The 26,730-nt window shown below is 37.2% G+C and carries 25 protein-coding genes; 10 read left to right on the forward strand and 15 right to left on the reverse strand.

What is annotated here, in order from left to right:
- Window positions 1-17: 17 nt before the first annotated feature.
- Genes QF042_RS10345 through QF042_RS10355 form a run of 3 tightly spaced genes read right to left on the reverse strand, consistent with a single transcriptional unit; the run spans window position 18 to window position 3,100 of the window.
- Window positions 18-1,523, reverse strand: a complete 1,506-nt coding sequence (locus QF042_RS10345) for a PH domain-containing protein (RefSeq protein WP_307527957.1) — start codon at window positions 1,521-1,523, stop codon at window positions 18-20.
- Entirely contained in the window at window positions 1,516-2,070 is a 555-nt protein-coding gene (locus QF042_RS10350; protein ID WP_307527959.1) for a PH domain-containing protein, read from the reverse strand. The genes QF042_RS10345 and QF042_RS10350 overlap by 8 nt, the downstream gene beginning before the upstream one ends.
- Before the next feature lie 55 nt (window positions 2,071-2,125).
- Entirely contained in the window at window positions 2,126-3,100 is a 975-nt protein-coding gene (locus QF042_RS10355) for an SGNH/GDSL hydrolase family protein (protein WP_307527961.1), read from the reverse strand.
- Window positions 3,101-3,397: 297 nt separating this feature from the next.
- Here QF042_RS10355 and QF042_RS10360 point away from each other — a divergent pair, with 297 nt between their 5' ends.
- The gene (locus QF042_RS10360) at window positions 3,398-4,768 is read left to right on the forward strand and encodes a dipeptidase (protein WP_307527963.1); all 1,371 of its coding nucleotides are present in this window, start codon (window positions 3,398-3,400) and stop codon (window positions 4,766-4,768) included.
- A 787-nt stretch (window positions 4,769-5,555) separates the two neighbouring features.
- Window positions 5,556-6,536 carry a glycoside hydrolase family 43 protein gene (locus QF042_RS10365; RefSeq protein ID WP_307527965.1) on the forward strand — a complete coding sequence of 327 codons (981 nt, stop codon included), beginning with the start codon at window positions 5,556-5,558 and terminating at the stop codon, window positions 6,534-6,536.
- Window positions 6,537-6,555: 19 nt separating this feature from the next.
- Here the strand turns inward: QF042_RS10365 and QF042_RS10370 are convergent, their stop codons facing one another.
- Window positions 6,556-7,803, reverse strand: coding sequence for an MFS transporter (locus QF042_RS10370; protein ID WP_307527967.1), 1,248 nt, complete (start codon window positions 7,801-7,803; stop codon window positions 6,556-6,558).
- Between the two features lie 141 nt (window positions 7,804-7,944).
- Here QF042_RS10370 and QF042_RS10375 point away from each other — a divergent pair, with 141 nt between their 5' ends.
- Window positions 7,945-8,841: a glycoside hydrolase family 25 protein gene (locus QF042_RS10375; RefSeq protein ID WP_307527969.1), complete on the forward strand. Its 897-nt coding sequence runs from the start codon at window positions 7,945-7,947 to the stop codon at window positions 8,839-8,841.
- A gap of 210 nt (window positions 8,842-9,051) precedes the next feature.
- Here QF042_RS10375 and QF042_RS10380 read toward each other — a convergent pair whose 3' ends face one another.
- A complete protein-coding gene (locus QF042_RS10380) occupies window positions 9,052-10,149 on the reverse strand; it encodes a mandelate racemase/muconate lactonizing enzyme family protein (protein ID WP_307527971.1) in 1,098 nt (365 codons plus the stop codon).
- A gap of 4 nt (window positions 10,150-10,153) precedes the next feature.
- Window positions 10,154-11,137, reverse strand: coding sequence for a YhcG family protein (locus QF042_RS10385; RefSeq protein WP_307527973.1), 984 nt, complete (start codon window positions 11,135-11,137; stop codon window positions 10,154-10,156).
- Window positions 11,138-11,265: 128 nt separating this feature from the next.
- Here QF042_RS10385 and QF042_RS10390 point away from each other — a divergent pair, with 128 nt between their 5' ends.
- Together QF042_RS10390 and QF042_RS10395 are read left to right on the forward strand one after the other, a co-directional pair.
- The gene (locus tag QF042_RS10390) at window positions 11,266-13,275 is read left to right on the forward strand and encodes a thioredoxin domain-containing protein (RefSeq protein ID WP_307527975.1); all 2,010 of its coding nucleotides are present in this window, start codon (window positions 11,266-11,268) and stop codon (window positions 13,273-13,275) included.
- Between the two features lie 10 nt (window positions 13,276-13,285).
- A complete protein-coding gene (locus QF042_RS10395; protein WP_055905862.1) occupies window positions 13,286-13,792 on the forward strand; it encodes a peptidylprolyl isomerase in 507 nt (168 codons plus the stop codon).
- Window positions 13,793-13,880: 88 nt separating this feature from the next.
- Here the strand turns inward: QF042_RS10395 and QF042_RS10400 are convergent, their stop codons facing one another.
- From QF042_RS10400 to QF042_RS10425, 6 genes are all read right to left on the reverse strand, one after another.
- On the reverse strand, window positions 13,881-14,510 hold the full coding sequence (locus QF042_RS10400) for a Uma2 family endonuclease (RefSeq protein WP_307527981.1): 630 nt from the start codon (window positions 14,508-14,510) through the stop codon (window positions 13,881-13,883).
- A gap of 8 nt (window positions 14,511-14,518) precedes the next feature.
- On the reverse strand, window positions 14,519-15,148 hold the full coding sequence (locus QF042_RS10405) for a Uma2 family endonuclease (RefSeq protein ID WP_307527983.1): 630 nt from the start codon (window positions 15,146-15,148) through the stop codon (window positions 14,519-14,521).
- 83 nt (window positions 15,149-15,231) lie between these two features.
- Window positions 15,232-16,419 carry a hypothetical protein gene (locus tag QF042_RS10410; protein WP_307527985.1) on the reverse strand — a complete coding sequence of 396 codons (1,188 nt, stop codon included), beginning with the start codon at window positions 16,417-16,419 and terminating at the stop codon, window positions 15,232-15,234.
- Window positions 16,412-16,996, reverse strand: coding sequence for an RNA polymerase sigma factor (locus QF042_RS10415; RefSeq protein WP_307527987.1), 585 nt, complete (start codon window positions 16,994-16,996; stop codon window positions 16,412-16,414). Before QF042_RS10415 ends, QF042_RS10410 begins: the two co-directional genes overlap by 8 nt.
- A gap of 123 nt (window positions 16,997-17,119) precedes the next feature.
- Window positions 17,120-17,815 carry a DUF4397 domain-containing protein gene (locus QF042_RS10420; protein ID WP_307527989.1) on the reverse strand — a complete coding sequence of 232 codons (696 nt, stop codon included), beginning with the start codon at window positions 17,813-17,815 and terminating at the stop codon, window positions 17,120-17,122.
- Window positions 17,816-17,981: 166 nt separating this feature from the next.
- On the reverse strand, window positions 17,982-19,604 hold the full coding sequence (locus tag QF042_RS10425; RefSeq protein WP_307527991.1) for an ABC-F family ATP-binding cassette domain-containing protein: 1,623 nt from the start codon (window positions 19,602-19,604) through the stop codon (window positions 17,982-17,984).
- A gap of 358 nt (window positions 19,605-19,962) precedes the next feature.
- Between QF042_RS10425 and QF042_RS10430 the strand changes: the two genes are divergently transcribed.
- The 5 genes from QF042_RS10430 to QF042_RS10450 all read left to right on the forward strand — a co-directional run bounded on the left by QF042_RS10430 (window position 19,963) and on the right by QF042_RS10450 (window position 23,196).
- On the forward strand, window positions 19,963-20,643 hold the full coding sequence (locus tag QF042_RS10430) for a hypothetical protein (RefSeq protein WP_307527993.1): 681 nt from the start codon (window positions 19,963-19,965) through the stop codon (window positions 20,641-20,643).
- Window positions 20,644-20,916: 273 nt separating this feature from the next.
- A complete protein-coding gene (locus tag QF042_RS10435) occupies window positions 20,917-21,477 on the forward strand; it encodes a hypothetical protein (protein WP_307527995.1) in 561 nt (186 codons plus the stop codon).
- A gap of 116 nt (window positions 21,478-21,593) precedes the next feature.
- A complete protein-coding gene (locus tag QF042_RS10440) occupies window positions 21,594-22,169 on the forward strand; it encodes a nitroreductase (RefSeq protein ID WP_307527997.1) in 576 nt (191 codons plus the stop codon).
- 176 nt (window positions 22,170-22,345) lie between these two features.
- Entirely contained in the window at window positions 22,346-22,690 is a 345-nt protein-coding gene (locus QF042_RS10445) for a DUF1801 domain-containing protein (RefSeq protein WP_307527999.1), read from the forward strand.
- A 53-nt stretch (window positions 22,691-22,743) separates the two neighbouring features.
- Window positions 22,744-23,196: a 3-oxoacyl-ACP synthase gene (locus tag QF042_RS10450; protein ID WP_307528001.1), complete on the forward strand. Its 453-nt coding sequence runs from the start codon at window positions 22,744-22,746 to the stop codon at window positions 23,194-23,196.
- Window positions 23,197-23,396: 200 nt separating this feature from the next.
- On the opposite strand, the gene QF042_RS10455 is transcribed toward QF042_RS10450, so the two are convergent.
- The 3 genes from QF042_RS10455 to QF042_RS10465 form a co-directional block, all read right to left on the reverse strand.
- Window positions 23,397-24,566, reverse strand: a complete 1,170-nt coding sequence (locus tag QF042_RS10455) for an RsiV family protein (protein WP_307528002.1) — start codon at window positions 24,564-24,566, stop codon at window positions 23,397-23,399.
- Window positions 24,567-24,722: 156 nt separating this feature from the next.
- A complete protein-coding gene (locus QF042_RS10460) occupies window positions 24,723-25,604 on the reverse strand; it encodes a polysaccharide deacetylase family protein (protein ID WP_307528004.1) in 882 nt (293 codons plus the stop codon).
- An 11-nt stretch (window positions 25,605-25,615) separates the two neighbouring features.
- Window positions 25,616-26,728 carry a M1 family aminopeptidase gene (locus QF042_RS10465; protein ID WP_307528006.1) on the reverse strand — a complete coding sequence of 371 codons (1,113 nt, stop codon included), beginning with the start codon at window positions 26,726-26,728 and terminating at the stop codon, window positions 25,616-25,618.
- Window positions 26,729-26,730 lie beyond the last annotated feature (2 nt).

The raw sequence follows: 26,730 nt of genomic DNA on the forward strand, positions 1-26,730 counted from the left end.
TCTAACTCTTTAAAAGCTTACATCCAATTCTCATTTTTATGCTCTACCTGATACAGCCAGTAATTTACCAGCTGTTTAATTTCGGTATAATTGCCATATTTAAAATGAATCTGACCTGCAGCCGTGTGTAAGGTGAGATGGCCAACATCAACTCCTTTATGCCATGGGTATTGAAAAGTAGTAATGGCCTGAATTTTATTTGGCACTACAATTTCGTTCGAAATATCCCAAATTCCGCTGGTTTTAATGATGAAATCTTGACTTACTGCAATCCGATGCCGGCGGTAGCTGATATAAATCATCAAAACGCCAATGATGAAATAAGCAATTGATGCACCGATATAAGGTTTAACCTCAGGGATGTTAAACGCAATGATTAAAAATGCCACAACCGGTAAAATCAGTTTAAAGAAGATCGGTAAATTCAAAAACCGCCAGTCAGGGATAAATGTTTTTGCTTTTAAAGGTGTCTGGCCCAATATCATTTTTAACAATTCATCCCGTTCGCCAGGGTTACATCCCGGAATTTCTAAAGTGTTTCCCTGCATTTCATGCCCTTTTTTACTTTGACCAAAATGAGCCTGCTTTAAACTCATGTTCAGCATGTTCATCTTTTTCTGAAAGTAGTTCTGGCTGTATTTGGTAATCTGGACTTTGTTTGGACTAATCAAAGTGTTTTTCTTGGCAATCAGCCCTGAAGAGAGTAAGAGTGTGTTTTTATGTTCACTAATTTCGAGTTCGAAATACTTGTAAAAGGTTCTAACCAGGTTAATAATTAACAGTACAATTAAAAGGCACGCAATTAAGATAAAAACCGTAACAATTGTTAACATACCTGTTACCGCGCTTTGAATCTCATCTTTATTAATTTTAAAAGCATCAAGCAACTGCCTTCCCTCATAAATAACGGTGTAAAAAAAAGCAGCAAGTAAAGCTAAACTTTGTCCGTAATTAGAGGTTAGTCCAACTTTAAACAAAGTCCAGGCACTTATTTTTAAAAATGGTGCTTCTTCTGTCTTGTCGTTTTCGTGCGCTATTTCTAATGGTGTTTCAATTACTGCTTTTCCGTTTAATAAATGTTCTTTAAGGTTATAGGCCGAAGTTTCATTGATGGCCTTTATGCTCACTTCTTCTCCATGAGCACCAGCAGTATCGATTTTTAAACCATAAACACCGATAATTTTCTGCAAAATATTCTGGTTAATGTTTACCTGTTGTATTTTATCGAGCTGAATAATTACCTGATCCCGATTGAATATCCCCTTATTCACCACAAATTCCTGCTTTTCCTTATCCAGAAAGAACGTAAATTTTAAATACCATAAATAAGCAAATACAAAACTGAATACAATGATAGCAGAAATGCCTAACAGGAGATAGGTAAAAGAAGTGCCCGACATTTTTACAAACGCGATAATGAATAAGAAAAAACTCGCCTTGCCAATTTTTAGCATGGTATGAGCGCCCATTATGATGATACCAAAGGCCGATTCACGCTGTGGTTTGCTAAAATCGTTATTCATTGGGATTCAATTCAGTTGTTGGGTTTTCAAGCAAGTCTAATTTTTTCAAAAGCAGGTCTCTAATCCGCTTTGCCTCATCAATTGCAATGCCCGAAATATGGATATGCCCCGTTTGGCCACCCGCGGTAAATAGTTGTAACGACCCTAATTTGTACATTCTGGAAAAAATCCCTTCATTTAATTCGATATGTTGAATCCTGTTTAAAGGAACAATTGTTGTCGATTCGGCAATAATCCCACTCTTGTATATTACATCATGCGTGCGGATAGCATAACCCCGTTTCTTAAAACTGGCGCGAAAGAGTAACGAGAAGATGGCTAATAAAACAAAATAAAGAGGGATAATCCATTTTGCATTTGGTTTTACCTCATCGATAAAGAATAGAAGTATAGCAATAGTTATTCCCAGCAGGCCAAAAAAGATCAACAGATTAATACAGATGATTTTCCAATAATCGGGATGTGGTCGGCTTAACTGAATGTCTTCATATTTTGGAAGAAGATCGAGATCAATAACTTCATTGGTGAAAAGTGTCTCAGTAGTCATGGTTAAAGGTATAAAACATATTAATCTATAAATAGACTAATGTTTAAATCTTTTGTTACCTCGCAACAATAAACTTTTTTGCAGCGTTGTATTGACCGGAATCGGAAGAGATTTTGAAGAAATAAATGCCGGGAACAAAAGTAGCGGTATTAATTTCTAACGTGTGTTTTCCCGTATTAAGGTATTCGTTTACTACTGTTTTAACCAATCGGCCCATTAAATCGTAAATCTGAACATTAATCTTATCCGATTCTGGCAAAACTATATCAATAAATGTTTGCATGGCGGCAGGATTCGGGTAATTCTGAGTAACAGTAAACTTCAAAAATTTATCAAAAATTGCTTTATTAATGGCGTCGAAAATAACGTAGCTCACCAATCTGTAACCGCGTGCATTTGGATGAAATGCATCCTGATAAAGTGAAAAATCGCGTCTCATAGCCGCATTTACATCCGCTAAATATATTTTATACTCTATCGCTAATTTTCTGTATGCCGTATTAAGGTTCCTTATATTGGTATTTACAGCAACATAACTTTTAATGGTTCTATCATCAACAAACTGAAGTGTACACAAAATTGGGATTAATTTCTGCTTAAGGCTAGCTGTAATCAAAACCCGCATATTAGCAACGGTTTCGGCTATACTTCCTTTGCCTGCCGCTATCGCAACAGCATCATTAATGCCCATATCAATTACAATAAAGCCTGTTCTATTGGCTATTGCATTATCAATTCTGAGCAAACCCTGAAAAGTAGTCTGGCCACCAATACCATGATTGGTAATATCCACTATCTTGTTCGTATAACAATTTGTAAAATTGTTCTGGAGCATGGTTTGAAAACCAAGGCCATTTACACCTTCTACCGTGCTAGCTCCAAAGGTTACAATATTTATACTGTCTTTCGAATAATATTGGGCTGCTTCCGGGCAACTTACACGAGTGGGGTTTTGCCCTTGAACTAACGATGGGATACAGACAACAAGAAGCAGCAGCAGAGATTGAAATACTTTTGCGCTAAACTTCATTGTTAAAATTCTTTCGTACAGGATTTAAGGATATCTGTTATTTGCGCAATTTACAAAAAAGTAAATATAAATAATGCAGTGCTATTCTTTTTTACAAACATTAAATCATTTTTTTGTATCTGTTAAAAGACGGTTTTAAGTTTTAAAGATAACACAGTGGTTTTGAGCTTTAAAAAAAAAAATTAAATCCATTAACCGTCTGATTATAAGCAATTTTTGCACCTACACGGGGATAATTTAACCGCTTAAGTGCCTTTTTATTTGGTAAAGCCTATATTTGTCCAAATTCATTTTGTTATGCAAGAGATTAAAAATTATGTAGAAACGCACAAACAACGTTTTTTAGATGAGTTGTTTGAGTTATTGCGTTTTCCATCAGTTAGTGCTGATCCGAAATACAAAGGCGATGTTTTAAAAACAGCTGATTATGTTGCGCAGAAATTAAAAGATGCAGGCGCTGATCAGGTAGAAATTTGCCCAACTGCAGGATATCCTATTGTTTATGGCGAAAAAATTATAGATGCTTCTCTACCAACTGTTTTAATATACGGTCATTACGATGTTCAACCGGCTGATCCATTAGAACTTTGGCATACACCACCTTTTGAGCCTACAGTACGCGATGGTAAAATTTATGCCCGCGGTGCTTGCGATGATAAGGGACAGTTTTATATGCATGTAAAAGCGTTCGAACTGATGATGCAAACCAATACTTTGGCTTGTAACGTCAAATTCATGATTGAAGGTGAAGAGGAGGTAGGTTCTGCAAATCTGGGCGTTTTTGTAAAAGCGAATGCTGAGCGTTTAAAAGCCGATGTAGTTTTAATATCTGATACTTCGATGATCAGTATGGAATACCCATCAATCGAAACTGGTTTACGTGGTTTAGCTTACATGGAAGTTGAAGTTGTTGGTCCGAACCGCGATTTACACTCTGGAGTTTATGGTGGCGCAGTGGCTAATCCAGCTACTATTCTTTGTAAAATGATCGCTTCATTACACGATGAAAATAACCACATCACTATCCCTGCCTTTTATGATAAAGTGCTCGAGTTAACAGATGAGGAGAAAAAAGCATTAAACTCTGCACCTTACGACGAAGCAGAATACAAAAAGGATTTAGATATAGAAGAAGTTTGGGGCGAGAAAGGTTATTCGACCCTGGAGCGTACAGGTACGCGCCCAACTTTAGAAGTAAACGGAATTTGGAGCGGTTATATCGGCGAAGGTGCAAAAACCGTATTGCCAAGTAAAGCCAATGCAAAAATTTCTATGCGTTTGGTTCCACACCAAAGCTCTGAAGAAATTGCGGAGATTTTTACCAAACATTTCGAAAGCATTGCACCTAAAAATGTAAAGGTTAAAGTTACCCCTCACCATGGCGGCGAACCTGTAGTAACCCCAACTGATAGTATTGCTTACCAGGCCGCCGAAAAGGCAATTGAAAATAGTTTTGGCAAAAAAGCTATTCCAACGCGTGGTGGTGGCAGTATTCCTATTGTGGCTTTATTCGAAGATGTACTGGGCATTAAATCGGTACTTTTTGGTTTCGGTTTAGATAGCGATGCATTACACTCTCCGAATGAGAAATATGATATTTACAATTATTATAAAGGAATAGAAACTTTGCCGTTATTCCATAAGTATTTCGCAGAGTTGAGCAAATAAGCTTGATTTAATTTATCCGTTCAGACGCAACAGATCGTCATTTCGAGCGAAGTGCAACGCAGTCGAGAAATCTGTCTAGATAGATCTCTCCATTCCACTGCGCTCCAGTCGAGATGACGATTTTTTTTGAAAATGAGCATCCTGTTTTTCATAGGTGCTGTAGTCCCGCCATCGCTTATAGTCCTCATTTCGCTGCGCTTCATTTCGGGCTATTTAGCTTTGTCGGGTTTATTTAACAGCGGGCTGTTCTTCTTCTGAAAGGCCTGTTCCTGCAATGGTGCTGATTGTCCACCCTGCAACCCCAGATAGTAATACTGGCTGTGCTACCTAAACCCGACCGCAGAGTAAACCCGCAGGCCGAAGCATGAGGCTGAGGATTTGTAACGAAGGGCGGGACTGCTTATACCGAATTGCTACGAGTTTTGCTTTTCAAAACAACTAAATAAATTTAACTTTTATTGTCAGTCTGAGCGGAGTCGAAGACCTGCCTAATTTATTAAGCAGGGATTTTTTTTTTGAAAATGAGCATCCTGTTTTTCACAGGTACTGCAATCCCGCTATCGCTTATAGTCATCATTTCGTTGCACTTCATTCCGGGCTATTTAGCTTTGTCAGGTTTATTTAACTTAGGCAGTTCCAATGTCATTAAGTTAAGTATAAGTGTTGTCTGTCTGAGCGTAGTCGAAGACCCTATCTATCTTTAAACATCTTCGCTTTTACTTACCGTAATTGCAGTCAAACTGATGGACTAATTTTTTTACCAGGGATTTTTTTCTAAATTGGTGCCATGAAATATCTATTCTCATCACTTTTACTTTTATCTGGACTTGCTTCTTTAGCTCAAGATGCTAAAACGATTAAGCAATCTGGAAATCCAATATTTCAAGGTTGGTATGCAGATCCTGATGCTGCTATTTTTAACAATCAGTATTGGGTTTATCCAACCTATTCTGCCAAATACAAAGAGCAGGTTTTTTTAGATGCCTTTTCATCAGATGATTTGGTAAAATGGAAAAAACACCCGCATATTTTAGATACTGCTGCTGTAAAATGGGCCAACAAAGCGATGTGGGCTCCTGCAATTGTTAAAAAAGACAAAAAGTATTACCTGTTTTTTGGCGCTAACGATATCCAGAGCGACAAAGAAATTGGTGGGATTGGTGTAGCCGTTGCCGATAAACCAGAAGGACCATATAAAGACCACTTAGGGAAACCTTTGGTAGATAAATTTCATAACGGCGCTCAGCCTATTGATCAGTTTGTTTTTAAAGATAAAGATGGCCAGTATTATTTAATTTATGGTGGCTGGAAACATTGCAACATTGCCAAATTAAATAAAGATTTTAGTGGTTTTTTACCTTTTGAAGATGGTACCACCTTTAAAGAAATTACACCTGATAATTATGTAGAAGGGCCGTATATGTTCATCAGAAACGGTAAGTATTATTTCATGTGGAGCGAAGGCGGCTGGACTGGTCCCGATTACTCCGTAGCTTATGCCGTTGGCGATTCGCCATTCGGTCCGTTTAAGAGGATTGGCAAAATATTAAAGCAAGATGCGGCTATTGCTACAGGTGCAGGCCATCACTCTGTAATTATTAACGAGAAAAAAGGACAATACTACATTGTTTACCACCGTCGTCCCTTAACCGAAACTGATGGAAACCATCGCGTTACCTGTATTGATGAAATGAAGTTTGATGCAGATGGTAATATTCTTCCCGTAAAGATTACAAATGAAGGTGTAAAAGCCCAGAAAGTAAAATAATGCTGTTCGGCTGGAAGTTTTATTCAATTTCCAGCTGAACTTTACTCGTTTGCAAAACAGTTTTTGCCTGCTTTTTATTAAGTGTGTTAAATCCCCAGGCACATAACAAAAGCATACCCGCAAGTCCTAGCCAAAGCCAGTTGTAACCTAAATTTTTGGCAATGAAAAATCCAAATAATGGTCCAACAACCTGCGCACACGACCAGCTCAATGTATAACCTGCGGCATATAAGCCCCTGTTGTGTTCATTGCTTCTACTGATTACAATCGTGTTGATAAAGGGTAACGAGAACATTTCTCCACAGGTAAAAACAACAATAGTAAGTGCAGCAGCAACGATGTGAAAACTCACAGGCGCGCTTAACATAATATAAGCAACCGAAAATAAAACTGCTCCTATGATGATGAAAAACATTGGAGATCTTTTCGCTTCAATCTTATTGATCATAATCATTTCGAATAAGGCAATTACTACTCCATTTATTCCTATAATAATACCGATTGCAAATTCATCAATGTGCCATTGCTCCTTAAAAAATACTGGTACAACTCTGAACATTAAAAAAGCACAGGTAATAAAAACAGTAGTGAGCAGGATGAATTTTACATAGAAAATGTCTTTCCATGGTTTCATAATGACCATGCTACTGGCATTTTCTTTGGCTTTTTTGATAAAATCTTTCACCTGTGGCAAAAACGACAGGATTAATAAACCAACCACAATGCTTACGCCTCCCTCTACAATAAACAGGAGTTTGTAATTTATTGAGGCAATAATACCTGCCAAACTGATTCCTACCGACCAACCTATATTTACTGCCAATCTGTTTAAGGAGTATGATCTTGTTATGGTTCCTTCTGCGGCATAATGTGCAACAGCTGTAAAATTAGCCGGACGGAATGCCTCAGAAAAAAAGCTGATTACTACGGCTAGAATACATAAAGTAGAAAAATGGGTGATCGTAGAAAAAAGCATGAAAAGCAAGCCGCCAATAATTGACGATAGAATTTGTACCGGGCGGAAACCGATCATATCGGTCAATTTTCCTCCTGTTGCCGAACCCAGAATTGAACCCACACCAAATAAGGTGATAATTAAACCTGCGTCCATTTCCGATCGATGTAAACTTTGGGTAACGTATAAGCCCATAAATGGAACGGCCATGCTCCCACATCTGTTAAACATCATTACAATGCTTAAAAGCCAGGTTTCTCTGCTTAATCCGCTGAATGATGTTTTATATGTATTAAAAATAAGTTTGAACATGGTGTATTTAGATGCAGTAAAAGTACCAAAAGCCAGATATTATTTAATCATCTGAATTCAATATCCGCTTATTAAACGAAAAAAAGATGAGCAAAAAATATCTCATAATTTTTCACAAATTTGCATCCGGAAACCGATCAAATGCCGCCAGAGAAAAGAACCCCAATAAACAAAAGTCCAGTTGCCAGAAAACCTGCCGCTAAGAAGCCTATAGCCAGAAAACCTACAGCAAGCAGAAAAAAGAAAGCTGTGCTTTCCGTTCAGCTTAAACTGGTTATTGCAGGTTTATTGTTGGTTTTACTCTCTCCATTTTATTACGGTTATGTATTAAAAAGTTTTGTAGCTACCTGGCGATGGGTTAAAGATTGGGGGCAAGACCCTAATTACAGAACCTACGAAAGTTTTAACATCAAGATCCCCAAAAAATATACCGTTCACGGAATCGACGTTTCCTATTATCAGGGTAAAATAAACTGGCAAAAAGTAAAGGAAATGAAAGAGGATGAGGTCAGTATCCGTTTTGCCTTTATCAAAGCCACAGAAGGATTAATGTTGGTTGATCCATATTTTCAACGCAACTGGCGCGAAGCCCCAAAAGCTGGGATTATATGCGGTGCTTATCACTTTTTCAGACCAAAAAAGGACGGTAAAACGCAGGCTAAATTTTTCTTACAAGTGGTACATATTGAGAAAGGTGATTTGCCACCAGTTGTAGATATTGAATCTTTAGATGGAGTTTCACCGCTAAAGATGAGGGCAGAGCTGTCTGATTTCCTTAATTACGTAGAAATGAAAACCAAAGTTAGGCCGATTGTTTATACCGGGCTTAAATTTTATGAAGATTATTTAGCCGATCATTTTGACGATTATCCTTTGTGGATTGCCCATTATTATCAACCAAAGTTAAGAATGGATAAAAGCCGCTGGAAATTTTGGCAGCATTCTGATAAAGCTAAAATTAATGGCATCGGCCATGTAGTCGATTTCAATGCTTTTAATGGAGATAGTTTGGCGTTAGATAGGTTATTGGTTCATTAGTTCAATGGTTCATTTGTCATTGGTTTACTAGTCATTAGTAATATACTTCTCCAATCGTCATCTGAACTTGTTTCAGAATCTATTATAGGTGATTTTTACAATCCTTTCATTGTTTAAATATATTGTTCCAGACCATTTTACATCATATGGGAATCTAATGAACTATACTAGTAGACTCGCTAGAAAACCATTAAACAATTGACCAATGAACTAAATAGTCCAGCTTTCACATTTCTCCAGGAAAAATTCATCAGCTTCTGCACCGATACCGATTTCTTCGTGAACATCTAGAAAGTAGCCATTATAGGTTAAGCCACCAACCACTGGATCAACTAAGTGCCCCAATAGCGCAGTATCTAAGTCGAAAAACTCAACATTAGGGCTGGCCAAGGCAAAATGCAGGTTGGCACTTAAAGCAATCCGGGTTTCGAGCATACTCCCAATCATACATTTTACACCTCGTTGTAAGGCTTCCTCATGGATTTTTTGCGCTTCTAAAATGCCTCCGGATTTCGAAAATTTAATGTTTAAATAGGTTGTAGACTGGCTATTGATCAGTTTACGGGCGTCGTGATGGTTGTAGCAGCTTTCATCAGCCATTAATTTAATCGGCGAATTTACATTCAGCTCTGGTAATTTATCATCATACCAGGTGCGCATGGGTTGTTCGCAAAACTCAATATTGTATTTTTCTAACTCGCCTAGTGCAAATAAAGCATCATCAAAACTCCAACCCTGATTGGCATCTAAACGCAAAATCAAATCTTCACCCACTGCTTCGCGGATGTGTTTTACCCTTTCTATATCATCATGTACTTTTTTACCCAGCTTAATCTTCAGGATACGGCAACCCTGACTTTTGTATTTCAATGCTGTTGTAGCCATTCCCTCTGGTGTGTCGATACCAATGGTCATATCGGTTTCAATGGTGCGCCTGGTTCCACCTAGAAATTTATATAGTGGTAACTTGGCGTTTTTGGCTGCGATATCAAATAATGCCATATCGAAAGCACTTTTAATGGTATTGTTGTGATCGGCATAACCTAGTAAATCACTCATCCGCTCCGGAATTTCTAAGGGATCTTTCCCTTTTAAAATGGCGGCGAAGTCTTTAGCCATGGCAATACAGGTTTCTTGTGTTTCGCCTACAATCATCGGGAAAGCAGAGCACTCTCCAATGCCGTGAATGCCAGTGTCGGTATAAATCCTCACCAGTACATTTTGGGCAAAATGCATGGTTCCTGTTGCAATAACAAAAGGCTCCATGGGTATACTAAAGCGGTATATTTCGGTATTGGTGATTTTCATTAGGTTATTGGTTATCTAGTTCGAAACGTTGTCTGTCTTGTTCTATAATTGCTTTTAATTCTTCTTCTTTTGGTAAATACAATAGATACTTACTGGCGAATAACTGATTTTTATCACTTAAAACTGAGTATTTCACAATTGTTTCATCTTTCTCCGTACAAAGTAACAGGCCAATGGTTGGGCTGTCATCATCATTTCTTTTCAAATCATCATACATTCTAACATACATATCTATTTGTCCGATGTCTTGATGGTTTAAACTTGTTGTTTTAAGATCAATGATTACGAAACATTTTAAAATGTAATTGTAAAATACGAGGTCTATAAAGAAGTCTGAAGTATCTGTTACAATGTGTTGCTGCCGGGCAACAAAGGCGAAACCTTTTCCAAATTCCAGTAAAAATTTCTGAAGATGGTTTATAATTGCAGATTCTAAACTTTTCTCTGTATTTTTAGTATCAGAATCCAAACCTAAAAATTCAAAAATATAAGGATCTTTTATATAATCTTGAATGTTTGGATTCGGATTGTTCGTTTTTGGCCCAGTTAAGGAGCGTTCGTATGATAAAGAATTTATCTGCCTCTGTAATTCTCTGCTATTCCAATTTGATATTATAGATTCTTCTATATAGAACTTTCTTTTTTCTTCAGAATCTAATCTGGATAACAGTCGATAGTGCGTCCAACTCAATTCGTGACGCACTGCGTCACGAATTGGAAATGACTTGTAAAAGCTTCTAATATTTCGAAGATTGCTTTCATCAAAACCTTTTCCAAATTCCAAAGTTAATTGATTTGAAAGGGTTCTTAAGGTTGCAGCGCCATACTCTGCACGTAATTTTCCCTGCAGCTCATCCTCAACAATAAGTTTTCCAATTTGCCAGTAAGATTCAAGTAATGCAGAATTTGCCGCACGAAATACTTTCAAACGGGATTGGCTAATAATCTCTTTTATGGCATTAAATAACTCGTTTTTGCTCAATTCCATTCCATCAGATAGATTTCCAACTAATGTATAAAAACAAAAACTAAATCGAAACAGGTTTGTAGATTATTAATAGATTTACGCCTCGGATTAAAATTCAATTTTCCCGCTTACATTTTACATTAGCTGCCATGTCAGAAACTAATAACTTAATCCACGCTTCGTCGCCATATTTATTGCAACATGCCCATAATCCCGTTAACTGGTACGAATGGGGAGCAGAGGCATTAGAAAAAGCCAAAGCAGAGCATAAACTGATATTGGTAAGCATCGGCTATTCGGCTTGCCATTGGTGCCATGTAATGGAACGCGAAAGTTTCGAGAATCATGAAGTTGCTGAGGTGATGAACCGCCATTTTATCTGCATTAAGATAGACCGCGAGGAGCGCCCGGATATTGATCAGATTTATATGTATGCCATCCAACTCATGACGGGAAGTGGGGGCTGGCCTTTAAACTGCATCTGTTTGCCAGATCAGCGCCCAATTTATGGCGGAACCTATTTCAGGAAAAACGATTGGATCAATATTCTGGAAAATGTTGCTGCACTTTGGGCAAATGAGCCTGATAAGGCTATCCAATATGCCGAACGGTTAACTTCAGGCATCAACGACAGTGAAAAAATAATCCCAGCGCTCGAGAAAGAAGAATATACAAACCAACACCTTACTGAAATTATTGAACCCTGGAAACGCCATTTCGATATAGGTTATGGTGGATATAACCGTGCGCCAAAATTTCCTTTACCTAATAATTGGGTGTTTTTATTGCGCTACGGCTTTTTAAAAGACGATGAATCTGTTTTTACAGCTGTTTGCCATACACTCGAAGAAATGAGCAGGGGCGGTATTTACGATCAGATTGGAGGCGGTTTTGCCCGTTATTCGGTTGATGATAAATGGCATGTGCCACACTTCGAAAAGATGCTTTATGATAATGCACAGCTCATCAGTTTATATGCAGAGGCTTATCAATGCACCAAATTCTATTCGTTTAAACAAACTGTAGTTGAAACGATAAATTGGGTTTTTGAGGAAATGACTTCAGCTGATGGCTTGTTTTATTCAGCATTAGATGCAGATAGCGAAGGGGTAGAGGGCAAGTTTTACATCTGGGATAAAGCAGAATTCGATCAGGTTTTGGGAGAAGATGCCCAATTAATCGGCGCTTACTACAACATTACCGAAGAAGGTAATTGGGAAGAAGAGCAAACCAATATTTTGCGTAAAACCATCAGCGATGACGATTTGCTTGCGAAATTTGATATTGATGCAGAGCAGCTTTATGACAAAGTAAACTCAGCTAAAACAAAATTAATGGCTGTGCGTAGCAAAAGAGTTAGGCCAGGTTTGGATGATAAATGTTTAACTGCCTGGAATGGTATGATGATTAAAGCTTTAGCAGATGTTGCAGAGGTATTGAATCATAAGCCATATTATGAAAAAGCCTCCACTGCGGCTAATTTTATTTTAAATCACTTAAAATCAGAAAACGGTGGCTTATACCGCAATTATAAAAACGGAAAGGCTTCAATTACTGGCTTCTTAGATGATTATGCCTTTTTTATTGAAGCGCTAATTGCCCTGTATGAAGCTGATTTTGATGAAAAATGGTTGGAAGAGGCAAAATCATTGACCGATTATGTGATCGCTAATTTTACAGATGCAGATTCGCCGATGTTTTTCTATACCTCTGCAGAAAGTGAAGATTTAATTGCCCGTAAACATGAAGTAATGGATAATGTAATTCCGGCTTCAAACTCTACCATGGCGCAGAATTTGCAGCAACTGGGTTTGCTTTTTGATATAGCACAATATACCGAAAAAGCTTCAGAAATGCTTGCTGCGGTTCATCCAAAGATTAAAAGTTATGGTTCTGCCTACTCAAACTGGGCTATTCAATTGTTAAACGAAGTTTATGGTATAAACGAAATTGCCATTACCGGTTTAGAAACCGATAGTATTAAGTTAGCATTAAGCGGACATTATATTCCGAATAAAATTACATTGGGCGGAACAAAAAGTAACCTACCACTGTTAAAAGGTAAGCAAAGCAATGAAACAAAAGTTTATATTTGCCGAAATAAAGTATGCCAGTTGCCGGTTAATTCTGTTGAGGACGCATTAGAGTATTTACAATAAATTAATTTAAATGAATATTTCACCAAACTCTGTAGTAGCGTTAACTTACGAATTGCATACTACTAACGAAGAAGGACAACAAGTTTTTGTCGAAAAAGCTGACGAAGAAAATCCTTTAGTATTTTTATATGGCGTTGGCATGATGTTGCCTAAATTTGAAGAGCATTTAACCGGTTTAAAAACTGGTGATGAATATGGTTTCGAACTATCTGCTGCAGATGGTTATGGCGATATTGATCCGGGTGCTTTTGCCGATTTGCCAAAAACTATGTTTACCGAAGCTGGCGGCGAATTACCAAATGTTGGTGATGTTATTCCATTGCAAGATAACAATGGTAACCAGTTTAGAGCAGGTGTTACCGCTGTTCACGACGAAACCATTTCAGTAGATTTAAACCACCCAATGGCTGGTAAAAACTTAGTGTTTAGTGGTGTGATTTTAAATGTACGTGAAGCTACACAAGATGAATTGGCTCATGGTCATGCACACGGAGCTGATGGTCATTCAGGTCACTAATTAATCGATATAAATTATTCCTAAAGAAGTCAAGTTTAAATGGCTAAGCTGCTATTTAAACTTGACTTCTTTCGTTGATATCCATGTTTTAATCTTGAAAAACCTCTTCCAGGACAAGTGAAAACCCTGGCATAATAGGCGTTGTTACCACTTCACCAATGGTTAGCAGTTTTGTAGGCTGGAACTTACCTTTTTCATCAAGAATATATTTAAAAAAAGTTTTATCAGAAGGACTCACTATCCAGTATTCTTTAACGCCCGCTTCTTCATAAACCTCATATTTGTTGATCAGTTCTTTTTTATTGTTGCCTGGCGATAAAATTTCGACTACAATATCTGGAGCACCAATACATCCACGTTTATCCAGTTTGGTCTGATCACAAACCACCACAATATCAGGTTGCACTACAGTGAAAACTTCTTGGTCATCTTGAGTTTTCTTTGCTAACCGAACATCAAATGGTGCAGTATAAACATGACATTGTTTTCCTTTTAGAATATTATATATCGGTCCGAAAATATTGGTTAAAACTTCTTGATGAATCCTGGAAGGAGCGGGACTCATTTTAAATAAGTGCCCTTTAATAATTTCCAATCGTTCATCAAAAGCGAAACGCATATAATCTGCATAGCTATAGGAAGCGGAAAAATCGACCTCATTAAGTGTCTTAATTGCTGGCAGTTCCTCTTCAGTTGGATATGGTTTAATGGTTTTCATACTTTTTGTTAATCCTGGAAAACCTCTTCCAAAAGGAGCTTAAAACCAGGGATAATCTTTGTGCTTACCTCTTCGCCCTCAGTGAGCAGTTTTGTGGGTTGAAACTTACCTTTTTCATCAAGAATATATCTGAAAAATGTTTTTTCTTCAGGGCTAACTATCCAATATTCTTTAACGCCCGCTTCTTCATAAACTTCATATTTGTTAATCAGCTCTTTTTTGTTGTTGCCTGGCGATAAAATTTCGACAACGATATCTGGTGCACCAATACATCCACGCTTATCTAGCTTAGTCGGATCGCATACCACCACAATATCGGGTTGCACTACCGTGAAAACTTCTTTGTCATCTTGAGTTTTCTTTGCTAAACGGACATCAAAAGGTGCTGAATATACTTCACATTTATGACCATTCAATGCGTTATAGATAGGATTAAAAATTCTTCCTGATATTTTTTGATGAATCCTGGAAGGAGCAGGGCTCATCTTGAAAATGTATCCTTTGATAAGTTCTAAGCGCTCTTCAAATTCGAAGCGCATATAATCTGCATAACTATAAGTCGCAGAAAAATCGACCTCATTAAGTGTTTTAATTGGAGGTAGTTCCTCCTCAGTTGGATATGGCTTGATATTTTTCATATTCGTATTTAACCAAATATACTAAATATCTTAGTTTTTTTTTCTAAAAATCAATCTTCAAACGCAGCCCACCATTAGTGAGGTTAAGGTTTTCTTTTGAGAATGTTTTCATCGGTAACCTTAAAAAAGAGCTCGATGGCAATATTGTTCTTTTTTGATATTTTTTGCTTATAACCCAACGAGAAATTGTAGAATCCGATATATTTATCAGGATCTATATTGGCTTCAGGCTGTGGTTCAGTCGTTTTTTCTTTCACAATCATTGTCTTCGAATCTGCATAACCATTTACGGCTGCAGAAGGAAAACTCTGCACCTGGTTTACAATGTAGTTATTCTGTTGTGAGTTTTTGATGACCGCTAATGCAGAAACTCCTATATTGGTGTAGAGTTTGTCACTTATGTTGTATTTTAACTCTAAAGGAACATTAATCCCACGCACTTTAGCATCAACCGACTCCAGGTTTTTACCCGATAAAGTTTGCGGAGCAGAAGCATTTAACGATTCTGTAGTGCTGATAGAAGCATAAGAAACACCAGAGCTTATGGATAATTTGTTGGCGATGGCATACGATAAAGAAAAGCCATAATTCATGGTTACTTTATTGTCATTACCCATTGCAGGGGCAACATACACATCAGGTTGCCATTTAGAATTTTCGTTTGTTTTATCGGCCGCTTTGTGCTGGTTGGCATAACTATCCTGTGCAAGCAGTTTCTCAAAGTTTGTTTGTTGTGAAATTTGTTGAGATTTTTTCTTTTCTGTTAAAATATCGAAGTGTTTTGATGTGAAATTTGAAAGATTAGTGCCTGCAAGCTTATTATCTAAAATATTATTGTTTATTGGATCTAATTTTTCAGATGAATTCTCAAACGTATAATTGTTGTTTTGATCTGTTGAAAGTTCTGCTCTTTCTGTAGCTTGCGTTGGGCGATTAGTCACTAAATTAATTGAAGAATTATTATTCTTGTTATTTCGCGGAATTAAATCACTTTTAGTATTAAGATTATCGTCCGTATTTCCAATTATAACAGGGTTGTTTTGAATTTTAGGCTTGGTTATAGCAATCCCGTCTTTTTTCGGGCTGTTGTTTAATGTGAAAAATACACCTCCAAAGACCAAAATTAAGGCAGCAGCAGCCCATAAAGGCCAGTAAGCTATCCCCCGTCTTTTATTTCCTTTTTCCGAAAAGCGCTCCCAGGCACCATTAGGGTATGTTTCCTCATGGTTTTGGAGTTGCGCGGTAATATGCTCAATTAATTCCTTATCCATTTTTTTCGTATGAATTAACCATGGTATTTAGGTAAAGGGTACGTAACTTATTTTTAGAACGTGTAAGGTAAACACGACTTGAACTTTCAGGAATGTTTAACATCTTCGAAATTTCGTCGTGGGCAAAGCCCTCAATTTCATATAAGTTAAATACCAGTCTCTGCGTATCTGGTAAGTGATTTAGTAAATTCAAAATATCATTAACGTGTAGTTCCGAAGCAATCGAAACCTGAGTAACCGGATGTTCACTTTCTGCTAAATCATCAACATAAAATTGAACCTTCGAACTTCGTATCTTGTCTATTGCCGTTCGCGAAGCAATCTGGGCAATCCAACCTTTAAACGATCGCTGTAATTCTTCCGGATTCTTTGGTGCTTTGAAGCCGCCAACATGTTTGAAAATCTTGATAAAACTATCATTTACAAGCTCTTCACTGTCCGAAGGGTTTTTGGTATACCTTAAAATTATGCCCATTAAATAGCCATAAAATGATTTATACATCATTTCTTTACAGCTATTGTCGTTTTTTACACAGCCTTTTAAAATTTCCTCAAAACTGAGTATTTTTTTTACCACCCCTGTAAAGGACTATTTATTAAAGGTTTATCATGATTAATTATTGCAAATTTAAGAAAAATAACACCACCCAATTTCTGGAGTGGTGTCAGTTTTCGTTTCCACAGGTAGAGTGAAATATTTTTATTTGTTCGTCATCACTGATAAGCCTACTCCGGTACTATCGGTTTTGCTCGATAAACCTTTAGCCCAGATGGTATAAATTTTACCTTTTTCGATTTTAACGGCTGGTAAGGTAACTTTAACTGTTCCGCTTTGCTTTAACTGGAAAGTATAGCTGTCATTCGGTGCAATATTGCTAAAAGTGGTGAACTCTTTAAATGCTTTTGCGGTAAATAATGGTGCATCCGTTCCGGCAATAGCTAAATCAAATGGGGCAGAACCTGGACTTAAGTTTATAAAACGAACTTTAGCTTTATCAGTTTCAGGTGCTTTTAAATCATCTTCAAGGATCAAAAGTTTGGTAGATTTTAAAGTATCTACTACGAAAACCGAGTAAAATGATCCAGATTTTAATGTTGCTTGAGCTGTGGTTAAATATTTTAAAGAGTCTTTTTTAGCAACACCCACCAATCTTGTTCCAGGATAAGCGGCATAGTATCCTAAATCTTTAGTGTAGGTAAAGCTATTTATTTTTTGGTTATCCAATATAAAATCCAACGCGCCTGTTCCAGGTGATGCATGAACAAAGCCAATACCAGCAGCTTCTATCGGATCGTTGTTAAAATCCTTTTTGCAGGCAGTTATGGTTAAAGTTATAACAAGGAGAGAGAGTATAATTTTTGTCGTAGTGCTAAAATTTTTCAAATTCGTTTTCATTTTAATGTTTTAAATCAATTTTATGAACAAAATTGGTTAATGGCCATTAACGCTTTTTTCTTGTAAAACGATTAACGGAACGAAAACGCTACATCTGATTTGATTTTTCATAAAAAAAGCCACATGCGCTGCATGTGGCTCTTAAAAAGAGATTTTAATTGAAGAATTAAGAATACATTTCTTCTCTTAGTTTTGCAACATCGCTACTGTTGATATATTCATCGTAAGTCATCAGCTTATCAATCGTACCTTTTGGTGTAATTTCGATAATGCGGTTCGCAACGGTTTCTGTTAACTGGTGATCTCGCGAGGTAAACAATATCGCACCTTTAAAATCTTTCATGCCATTGTTCAGTGCCTCGATGGATTCCAGATCCAGGTGATTGGTTGGCTCATCAAACATTAACAAGTTAGCCTGTTGTAACATCATTCTGGAAAACATACAACGCATTTTTTCGCCTCCTGAAAGCACTTTTACATTTTTAAGTACTTCTTCGCCTGAGAATAACATACGGCCTAAAAAGCTACGTACAAATTGTTCATCGGCATCAGTACCAGAGTATTCACGCAACCAGTCTACCAGGTTTTCATCCTTACCTGCAAAATATTCGGAGTTATCGTTCGGAATATCAGCAGTGCTGATGGTAACGCCCCATTTAAATTCACCTCTATGGTCTGTATCTCTACCCGTTAAAACATCGTAAAATGCTGCGGTAGCCAAACTGTTCTGAGATAGTATGGCAATTTTATCACCTTTATTTACCATGAAGGTAATTTTGTCGAATAAAACACCATCGTTTCCATTTTTACCCAGGTTTTCTACCTGTAAAATCTGGTCACCAGCCTCACGACCCGTATTGTTGAATATAATGGCTGGATATTTTCTGCTCGATGCTTTAATTTCGGTGATATCAATCTTATCTAAAGCTTTCTTACGAGAAGTTGCTTGTTTTGATTTAGAGGCATTTGCACTAAACCTGCGGATAAATTCCTGTAGCTCCTTCACCTTATCTTCCGTTTTTTTGTTCTGGTCGCTACGTTGTTTTAGTGCCAGCTGACTAGATTCGTACCAGAAGGTATAGTTACCAGTGTAAATGCTCATTTTAGCGAAATCGATATCCACAATATGCGTACAAACTGCATCTAAAAAGTGCCTGTCGTGCGATACAACCAATACAATGTTCTGATAATCGGCCAGGAAGTTCTCTAACCAGGCAATGGTTTCGATGTCCAAATCGTTGGTAGGCTCATCCAGTAGTAAAATATCCGGATTACCGAATAATGCCTGTGCCAGTAACACACGTACTTTCTGTGTATTGTCTAGTTCTTTAAGTAATTTATGGTGGTTATCTTCGGTTATACCCAAATTGCTAAGCATGGTGGCAGCATTGCTTTCCATGTTCCAGCCATCCTTTTCTGCAAAAAGATTTTCAAGCTCTCCGGCGCGTTCGCCATCTTTCTCCGAGAAATCTTCTTTCATATAAATGGCGTCTTTCTCTTTCATGATGGCATAAAGTTCTTTATGGCCAATCATTACGGTTTCTAATACCGAAAACTCATCAAATTCGTAGTGATTTTGTTTTAAAACCGCCATTCTTTCGCCTGGAGTAAAAGCCACGCTACCAGAAGTCTGGTTAACTTCTCCTGATAAAATTTTTAGAAAAGTAGATTTACCTGCGCCATTAGCCCCAATTACACCATAGCAATTGCCCTGGGTAAATTTTAGGTTAACATCTTCAAATAATGTGCGTTTGCCGTATCGTAAAGATAAATTAGAAACTGAAATCATGCTATAATTGAAATAAGCCGCAAAGATAAGGAAAAAGGTTGAGGGTAGAAAGACAGAAGGTGGTTGATTGTTGGAAAATCGAAATGTTAAAAGGTTGAAGGTTGAAGGTTGGAAAGTTGAAAGGTTAGGGTTTGGAAAGGAGGGGTTCTTTTCTTTGTGGGGAGGAGCAGTCCCGTTATCCGCTTTACTCCGTTGCACTCCATGTTCGCTACTACCGGGTTTATTTAACAAAGGGAAGAAGCTTTTGGCCAATGACTTAAACCCAAAACCTCAAATTAACAAGATTAATACATGGCGAGCCAGTCCTTTTCTCGACATAATTTTGGTATTTTAGTAATACACACAAAATGGAATCAATATGAAAAAATTAACACTAGGCATCATGATGTCTACAATTTCCGTTGTGGCTTACGGCCAGGAAACCCAGTATAAATATAAAGTAGATTTTTTTGGCGATACCATTCTGGTCGATTCCAAAGATAACACCATCGGTAAACAGAAGAAAGACTTTTTTGGCAATACCATCATTGTAGATAAGGATGGTAAAACCATAGCCAAGCAAAAGAAGGATTTTTTCGGCAATACGATATTGGAAAATGAAGCCGGAAAAGCTGTAGGTACACAAAAGAAAGACTTTTTTGGCAATACGGTGTTAGAAAGCGAACGTGAACAAAACCTGGTGCCAAAGCCATTAGGAGGTTTGGTTCCCGGTGATGGGAAAACAGAAGTTAAAATCAGGCAAAAAACAGATATTTTTGGTAATATTATTATTGAAGATGAACGCGGCCAAACCATAAGTATATACAAAACAGATATTTCGGGTAACATCATTGTAGAAGACGGTAATGGAAAGGCAATAGGCAAACAGAAAAAGAATTCTTTTGGTGAAACCATTATTGAAGATGAGCATGGAAATGTATTGGCAAAATATAAAGAAGATGTTTTTGGCGATACGGTAGTAGAAGACGTGAATGGTAAAAAGATCGGCGTTTACAAAACCGATATTTTTGGAAATAAATCTTTTGTTCCCGAACATTAATTGTATTAATAAATAAACCTCGCAGGCGTCAACAACCTGTGAGGTTTATTAACGATATTGTGTTTAGACTGTGGGTTTTGCGTTAGGGATTGTAAGGGTTTAGTGCCGATTTTTATCGGTACCGGAGTGTAACGTAGCCCTGAAAAGCCCGACCCTTGCGTAGCTTGGGTAACGCCCAAACAGTTTGCAGTTTTCAGTTAATAGTTTTTTAAAACGGCTCAGGGTTCAAAAAAAATGTGAGGTTTTGTCTAATAAAAAATATATTTTCGTTTTATGCAAAACGATCTCTTGCTCGAAACCGTAAAAACGACGCTTCAAAAAAACAAAGTAGAAAAATTAGCAGCTATAGCTTCAGAAGACACCTTTTCGGTAAAAGATCTGATCGATTTAAGCTTCTATCATGACGAACAGATTGGTTTCAGGGCCGCATGGATTTTAGAAAATGTTTTTGCTAACCATCAACAGCGATTTATGCCTTATGCACTTTATTTTTTGGAGAAATTTCCACATCAAAGCAATTTATCGGCATTAAGGCATTATGTTAAAATCCTCGCCTTTATGACCAAAAAAAATGCTTCTATGGAAATTAAGAAAATCCTTGCCGATTATAATACCGATCATTTGGTAGAAGTTGTTTTTGCCTGGTTGATTGACGAGAAGATTCCTGTAGCCGTAAAGTCACATTGCCTTAATATTTTAGCCAATTTAAACACTAAGCACAGCTGGATTAAGGAAGAACTGTTACAAACCATGGATTTTCTGGTGGATAAAGAAAGCATAGGCTTTTTTGCGAAAGTTAAACAGATTAGGAAACAGTTGGCAGTTCGCAGTTGACAGTTATCAGTTTGCAGTTTTCAATTTGCAGTTAGTCGTTCAAAGTTTTCAGTTAGCTAAACGTCAAATCTAGCCTTAAACCTTCTACCTTACGCCTTTTACCTTATATTTACCACATGAGTACAACATACGATATCATTTCAAAAGTGATAAAAGAACGTCGCAGTATTTTCCCTGCCAGCTATATAAAAAAAGAAATTCCTGTTGAGGTAATTAACCAGATTTTAGAAACAGCCAATTATGCACCAACACATAAATTAACCCAGCCCTGGCGCTTTGTGGTGATCAGAAAAGCGGGATTAACAAAACTTGGTGAAGAATTGGGTAAATTATATAAAGAATTGGTGAGCCCGCAACAGTTTTTACAGAAAAAGTACGACAGCTTTGCCGAAAAAACGAGTCAGGCTGATTGCATTATCGCTATAAATATGCAGGTGAGCGGTAAAATACCTGAGTGGGAAGAGTTGGCGGCCGTTTCCTGTGCAGTTCAAAATATGGCTTTAACTGCAGAAAGTTTGAATGTTGGCGCCTATTGGAGTTCGCCACCATTGATTGATGATTTAGGCGATTTCTTAAGTCTGGGTGAAAACGAAAAGTGCATCGGTTTATTTTACATGGGCTATCATAACGAAAAACCCTGGGCGCCAAATAGAACTTCGATGGAAGAAAAAGTGAGGTGGATAGAAGGGTAGTCCTTGAGTCCTTGAGTCCTTAGTCCTGAGTCAAGAGTCTTCGTCATCTCGACTGGAGCTTAGTCCCGAACTTTCGGGAGAGAGATCTTTAAGCAAAAATTTCATAGGGCAATTTGAAAAGATTTCTCCACTTCGGTCGAAATGACGATCTATCTACTGATTCATTATTTAATGTTATGCTAAATCCTCTTGATAATTATTTCGAGCAAAAAGATGAACCTGTAAAAGGCTGCCTGCAATATTTAAGGTCGCTTTTAATGGGTTATAATGATATTACCGAGCATTGGAAATATGGAATGCCTTTTTATTACCATAAAGGGAAAATGTTCTGTTATCTTTGGATACATAAAAAACTTCATCAGCCTTACATTGGTTTAGTTGATGGAAATAAAATTGAACACGAAGATCTGTTGCAGGAGAAAAGAGCACGAATGAAAATTTTATTGATTAACCACCTAAAAGATATTCCTAAAAAGAAAATCGAATCTATTTTAAAACAGGCCTTTGCCTTAAGGAAATAGTCTATTTTCCATTTAATATCATCCGTTTTACATTCTCTATTACCCATTATTATATGTCTGCATTAAAATCTAAACTTTATCAGCTTTGCTTAACTTTTATCCAAAACAGGATAGAAAATATTGAATATTCTTTGCAACAGGCCAGGCAGGCTTCGAATGATGATACAAAAAGTAGCGCGGGCGATAAATATGAAACCACGCGAGAAATGATGCAACAGGAGATGGATCGCAACAGTAAATTACTGTACGAAGCCGGGCAGCAGAAAATTGCATTACAGCAGATCGAGAATGTGGAATCAGATCGCCTGGTTAAAAACGGAAGTTTGGTTTTAACTTCAGAAGGCAATTTTTACATCAGCATCAGTGCCGGAGAACTTAATATCGATGGACAAAAAATCTTTGCAGTATCGCAGGCTTCGCCAATCGGGCGGTTTTTGATCGGAAAAGCAATAAATGAAAGCTTTAAGTTTAATGGTAAAGATTATATCGTAAAAGAGATATTATAAGTTTTCAGTTAGCAATTTGCAATTTTCAGTTCTATGTGTGCCGGTAACAGCTCTATAGTCGCAGTTAGTTCTAAAGCTCCTTTTACATTTATTCCCGCTGATTGAGGAGGATAAACGCAGATGATAAGTTTTCAGTTGGCAGTTTTCAGTTAATCAATAATCAACTGAAATCTGAGAACTGTCAATTGTAAATTGATGAGCTACTTAATGCCTACCCTTTGCTTAAAAGCCGGCACCAAATAAGTCTTTAAATCTGCATAAGGAATAAATACGACAATCTGCCCTTGTGCATAACTGGTTACTTCATATGGGTTATACATAAAAGCAATCCCATTGGCATTGAAATAAAAGTTATTGTTTGGTTTTATAAAATCATCAAACAGAACTGTGCTCAATGCGTCTTTAGCTTTAATGTTATATTCTTTGCGAAGATTGCGTTCTAAAATGCTTTGTAAGGTATTCGAATCTATTTTAATGATATCGCTCAATACCATTTGTTTTTTGTTTTTCACATCCAGGCAGTACATCACACTGCTGTAGTTTCCATGTGCACCACCAGTATAAGCATCAGCCAGGAAATCGATTACGACATAACCATTATCATTATAATTAACCGATTGCTGACTATTGTTGGTATAATTCATCCATGCCTGGAAATCATCACCACGGCTATTTTTTGATTGCTCGGTTACCTGGGTTTTATAATCTTTAAAATAGGCAGCTGCAATATTTTTGAAACCGATTGAGCGATCGACCAGTGATTTTAGTCCTGAAATTTTTTTAAGCTCCGAGTTTAGCCAGTTGCCGTATTCATTATTGCTTTTGCTTTCGAGGTATTCAAAACTGATTTCAGCTGCAGGCGATTTTGGCTGATTGGCAAATGCTTTAACTGAATCTTTATAAATGCCTGCGTTGAATTGATAACTGCCCTCAGGATATTTTTCGGTTAAAGTAATCGGATATTTTTTGGTTTTATCGCCACTTTCCCAATTTCCATTAAAGCCATTTCCATTCCATTTCAGGGCCAAATGTGGCGATTTAAAATCCTGCGTAAAGTACGATTCATAAAAACTGTATTCTGTAAGTACAATGCTGTCTTTCCCGATTAAAGTATCGGTTGATAGATTAAGCCATGAGCCGTCATAATAATAAGTGCCACTTACATCGTTATCAACTTTTTGCAAATGCATTACCACCTTTTTGCCTGCAATAGTACCTTCCAATCTCTTGTAAAAACTTTCTGCAAGTTCGGCTTTTACATTCGCTGTACTATCATTTGTAGTTTCAGTGGTATTGGCTCCATTTTTAGGGTTGTTACAGGCTGATATGATCGTTATTCCGAAAAGGCAAAAAAACAGAGCATATTTCATAGGGCAGGGGATTAATGTTGTAAAGTTGGCAGTAGAGTTGTAATGTTGTAACGTTTAAATGTTGTATTTCTCGATAAGTTTAACTTTTCAACATTCAAACCTTTTAACTTTTAATCGCTCTTAACATTCAAACCCTCCAATTTTTAAACCTCTTTACTAAGATTTTGTTTTGTTAAAACTCTTGTTTATGCTGTAATATAAATTTTTTGCCGTGTATCTTCCCGGATCAATTATTCTTCTGAGCGTATAAAGCGGGTAGTTTTCATCTCTTGCCGTTGAAAGTATAAACGCCGCTTTAAAGCCATGTTCTTTTAGCTTATGTAAGGTTGAAGCTTTGAAAACACCATAGGGATAGGCGAAATATGCGACCTTTTTACCCGTAATTTGTTCTAGTTTTTTGGTTGGCTCATCAATTTGAGTGGTCCAGTCGGCATCGGTAAACTGTGCAAAGTTTTTATGATTGTAGGTATGGCTGGCAATCACATTTCCTTCGTCAGATAGTTGTTTAATCTGTTCTTTAGTCATGTAATTGATCCGGCCTTTTCTGCCGATTGATACCGTCATGATAAAATAAACGCCTTTAAAGCCATGTTTTTTTAACGTTGTATTCCCAATGGTAAATTGATCTTCGTCCGTATCATCAAAAGTAATCATAATGGGCTTCTCAGGTAATTTGGCGTCATAAACCAGGTAGTTGTACAACTCATCTGGCAAAATGGAATGGTAACCACTATCTGCCAGCATTTTCATATGCTCCTTAAATTTAGCTGGGGCAATAATATCGTCGTGTGCTCTTTTACTGTCACTTGCAATATTGTTTCTGATCTGATGATAACACAGAACAGGCACTTCTCTACGGGCCAAAATGGTTTTGTTATCGGCAGGTTGGGCTTTGGCCGAATCTAGTTTAACCTGTTTGATAGTGCTTGTTATAGCGATTTTTTCTTTTTGTTTACTGCTCGAACAAGCCAGTAAAAATGATCCCAAAAATAGCATTAATAAAAGGGTATGAGCAGCAGATTTTAGATGTTTATCCAAGTTTTTTTAATTTATTTGATTAAAGATACAGCGTTTTCAGAAAGGATAAATTCTTTTTCGTAAGCATCCCACTCTTTTTGAGTAATGCCCGATTTTAAAGCATTTTTTCTGAAGAAATTATAGTCAGTAAATTCATTTTTAGCCGTTAAGCAGGTGTTTAAGAATTTAAATGTCCTTTGCTCACCAATCATTTGCTCTAAGCCACGAAGCAGAAATGGACCGTAGGAATAGCGGTAAGTACCTGAGATCTCATTCATTTCTTTAACCGTATTTAAGGGTTTGGCTTTAAAATTTTTCAGTTGTTTTCCCCTGTCCTGAAAATATTTAGTGCCGAAAGCTTTTCCGAATTTTTCTTCACTGGCTTTTACTGATAAATACTCTGCGGTAGATTCTAAAAAGAACCAGAACAAAGTAGAGTTGGGTTGTAGCACGTTGCCGAAATAATAATGGCCAATTTCGTGTGCAATAAATGGATAATCTGTAGAATCTTTAAGTTTACTGTGTTCCTCATCAACCATATCGCCCAGTTTAATACCTGCAAAAGCTATTGTTGGAAAAGCCACAAAACCCCAGCTTCTGCCTTTGTTAAATTTTTCTACCGGCGCATGCTCAATAAATACATTTTTTGTATCGTATGGAATTTTTAAAACCTTAAAATAATAGGCTTTCATTTCAGCAATATTCTGTTCAAAAACCTTCAGTTGCTTATCATTCATCTGCGTGTTTAAAAATAACGCACCATTGGTTTTTTGTACATCATAATCTCCGGCAAAAAGCATAGGCGCAATAGGGATATTCGATTTAAATCTGGCCATAGGGCCTGGTTTAGGCAGATCGCCATTTACAAAAATCATTTTAACATCTTTAGCCGTTACCTGGATATCGAAGGTCATCTGTTCAATCAACCTGTCGTTTTTGATGTCGTAAATTACAGGATACCATTTAGATTGATCGGCAGCCCTCATCGTTTTACCATTAAAAGCAATCAATCCCTTAAAATCTATAAAGTTCAGTGTATCGGTATAAATCGGGAATGCTCCTGTGTAGGTGATGTGTAGTTTGACAGGATTTACCAGTGTGCTATCTTTATATAATGGGGCATAAGTTAAGCCCTCGCCACGCATGG

Origin of the sequence: Pedobacter sp. W3I1 (assembly GCF_030816015.1) — a bacterium.
In the GTDB taxonomy this organism is placed as follows: domain Bacteria; phylum Bacteroidota; class Bacteroidia; order Sphingobacteriales; family Sphingobacteriaceae; genus Pedobacter.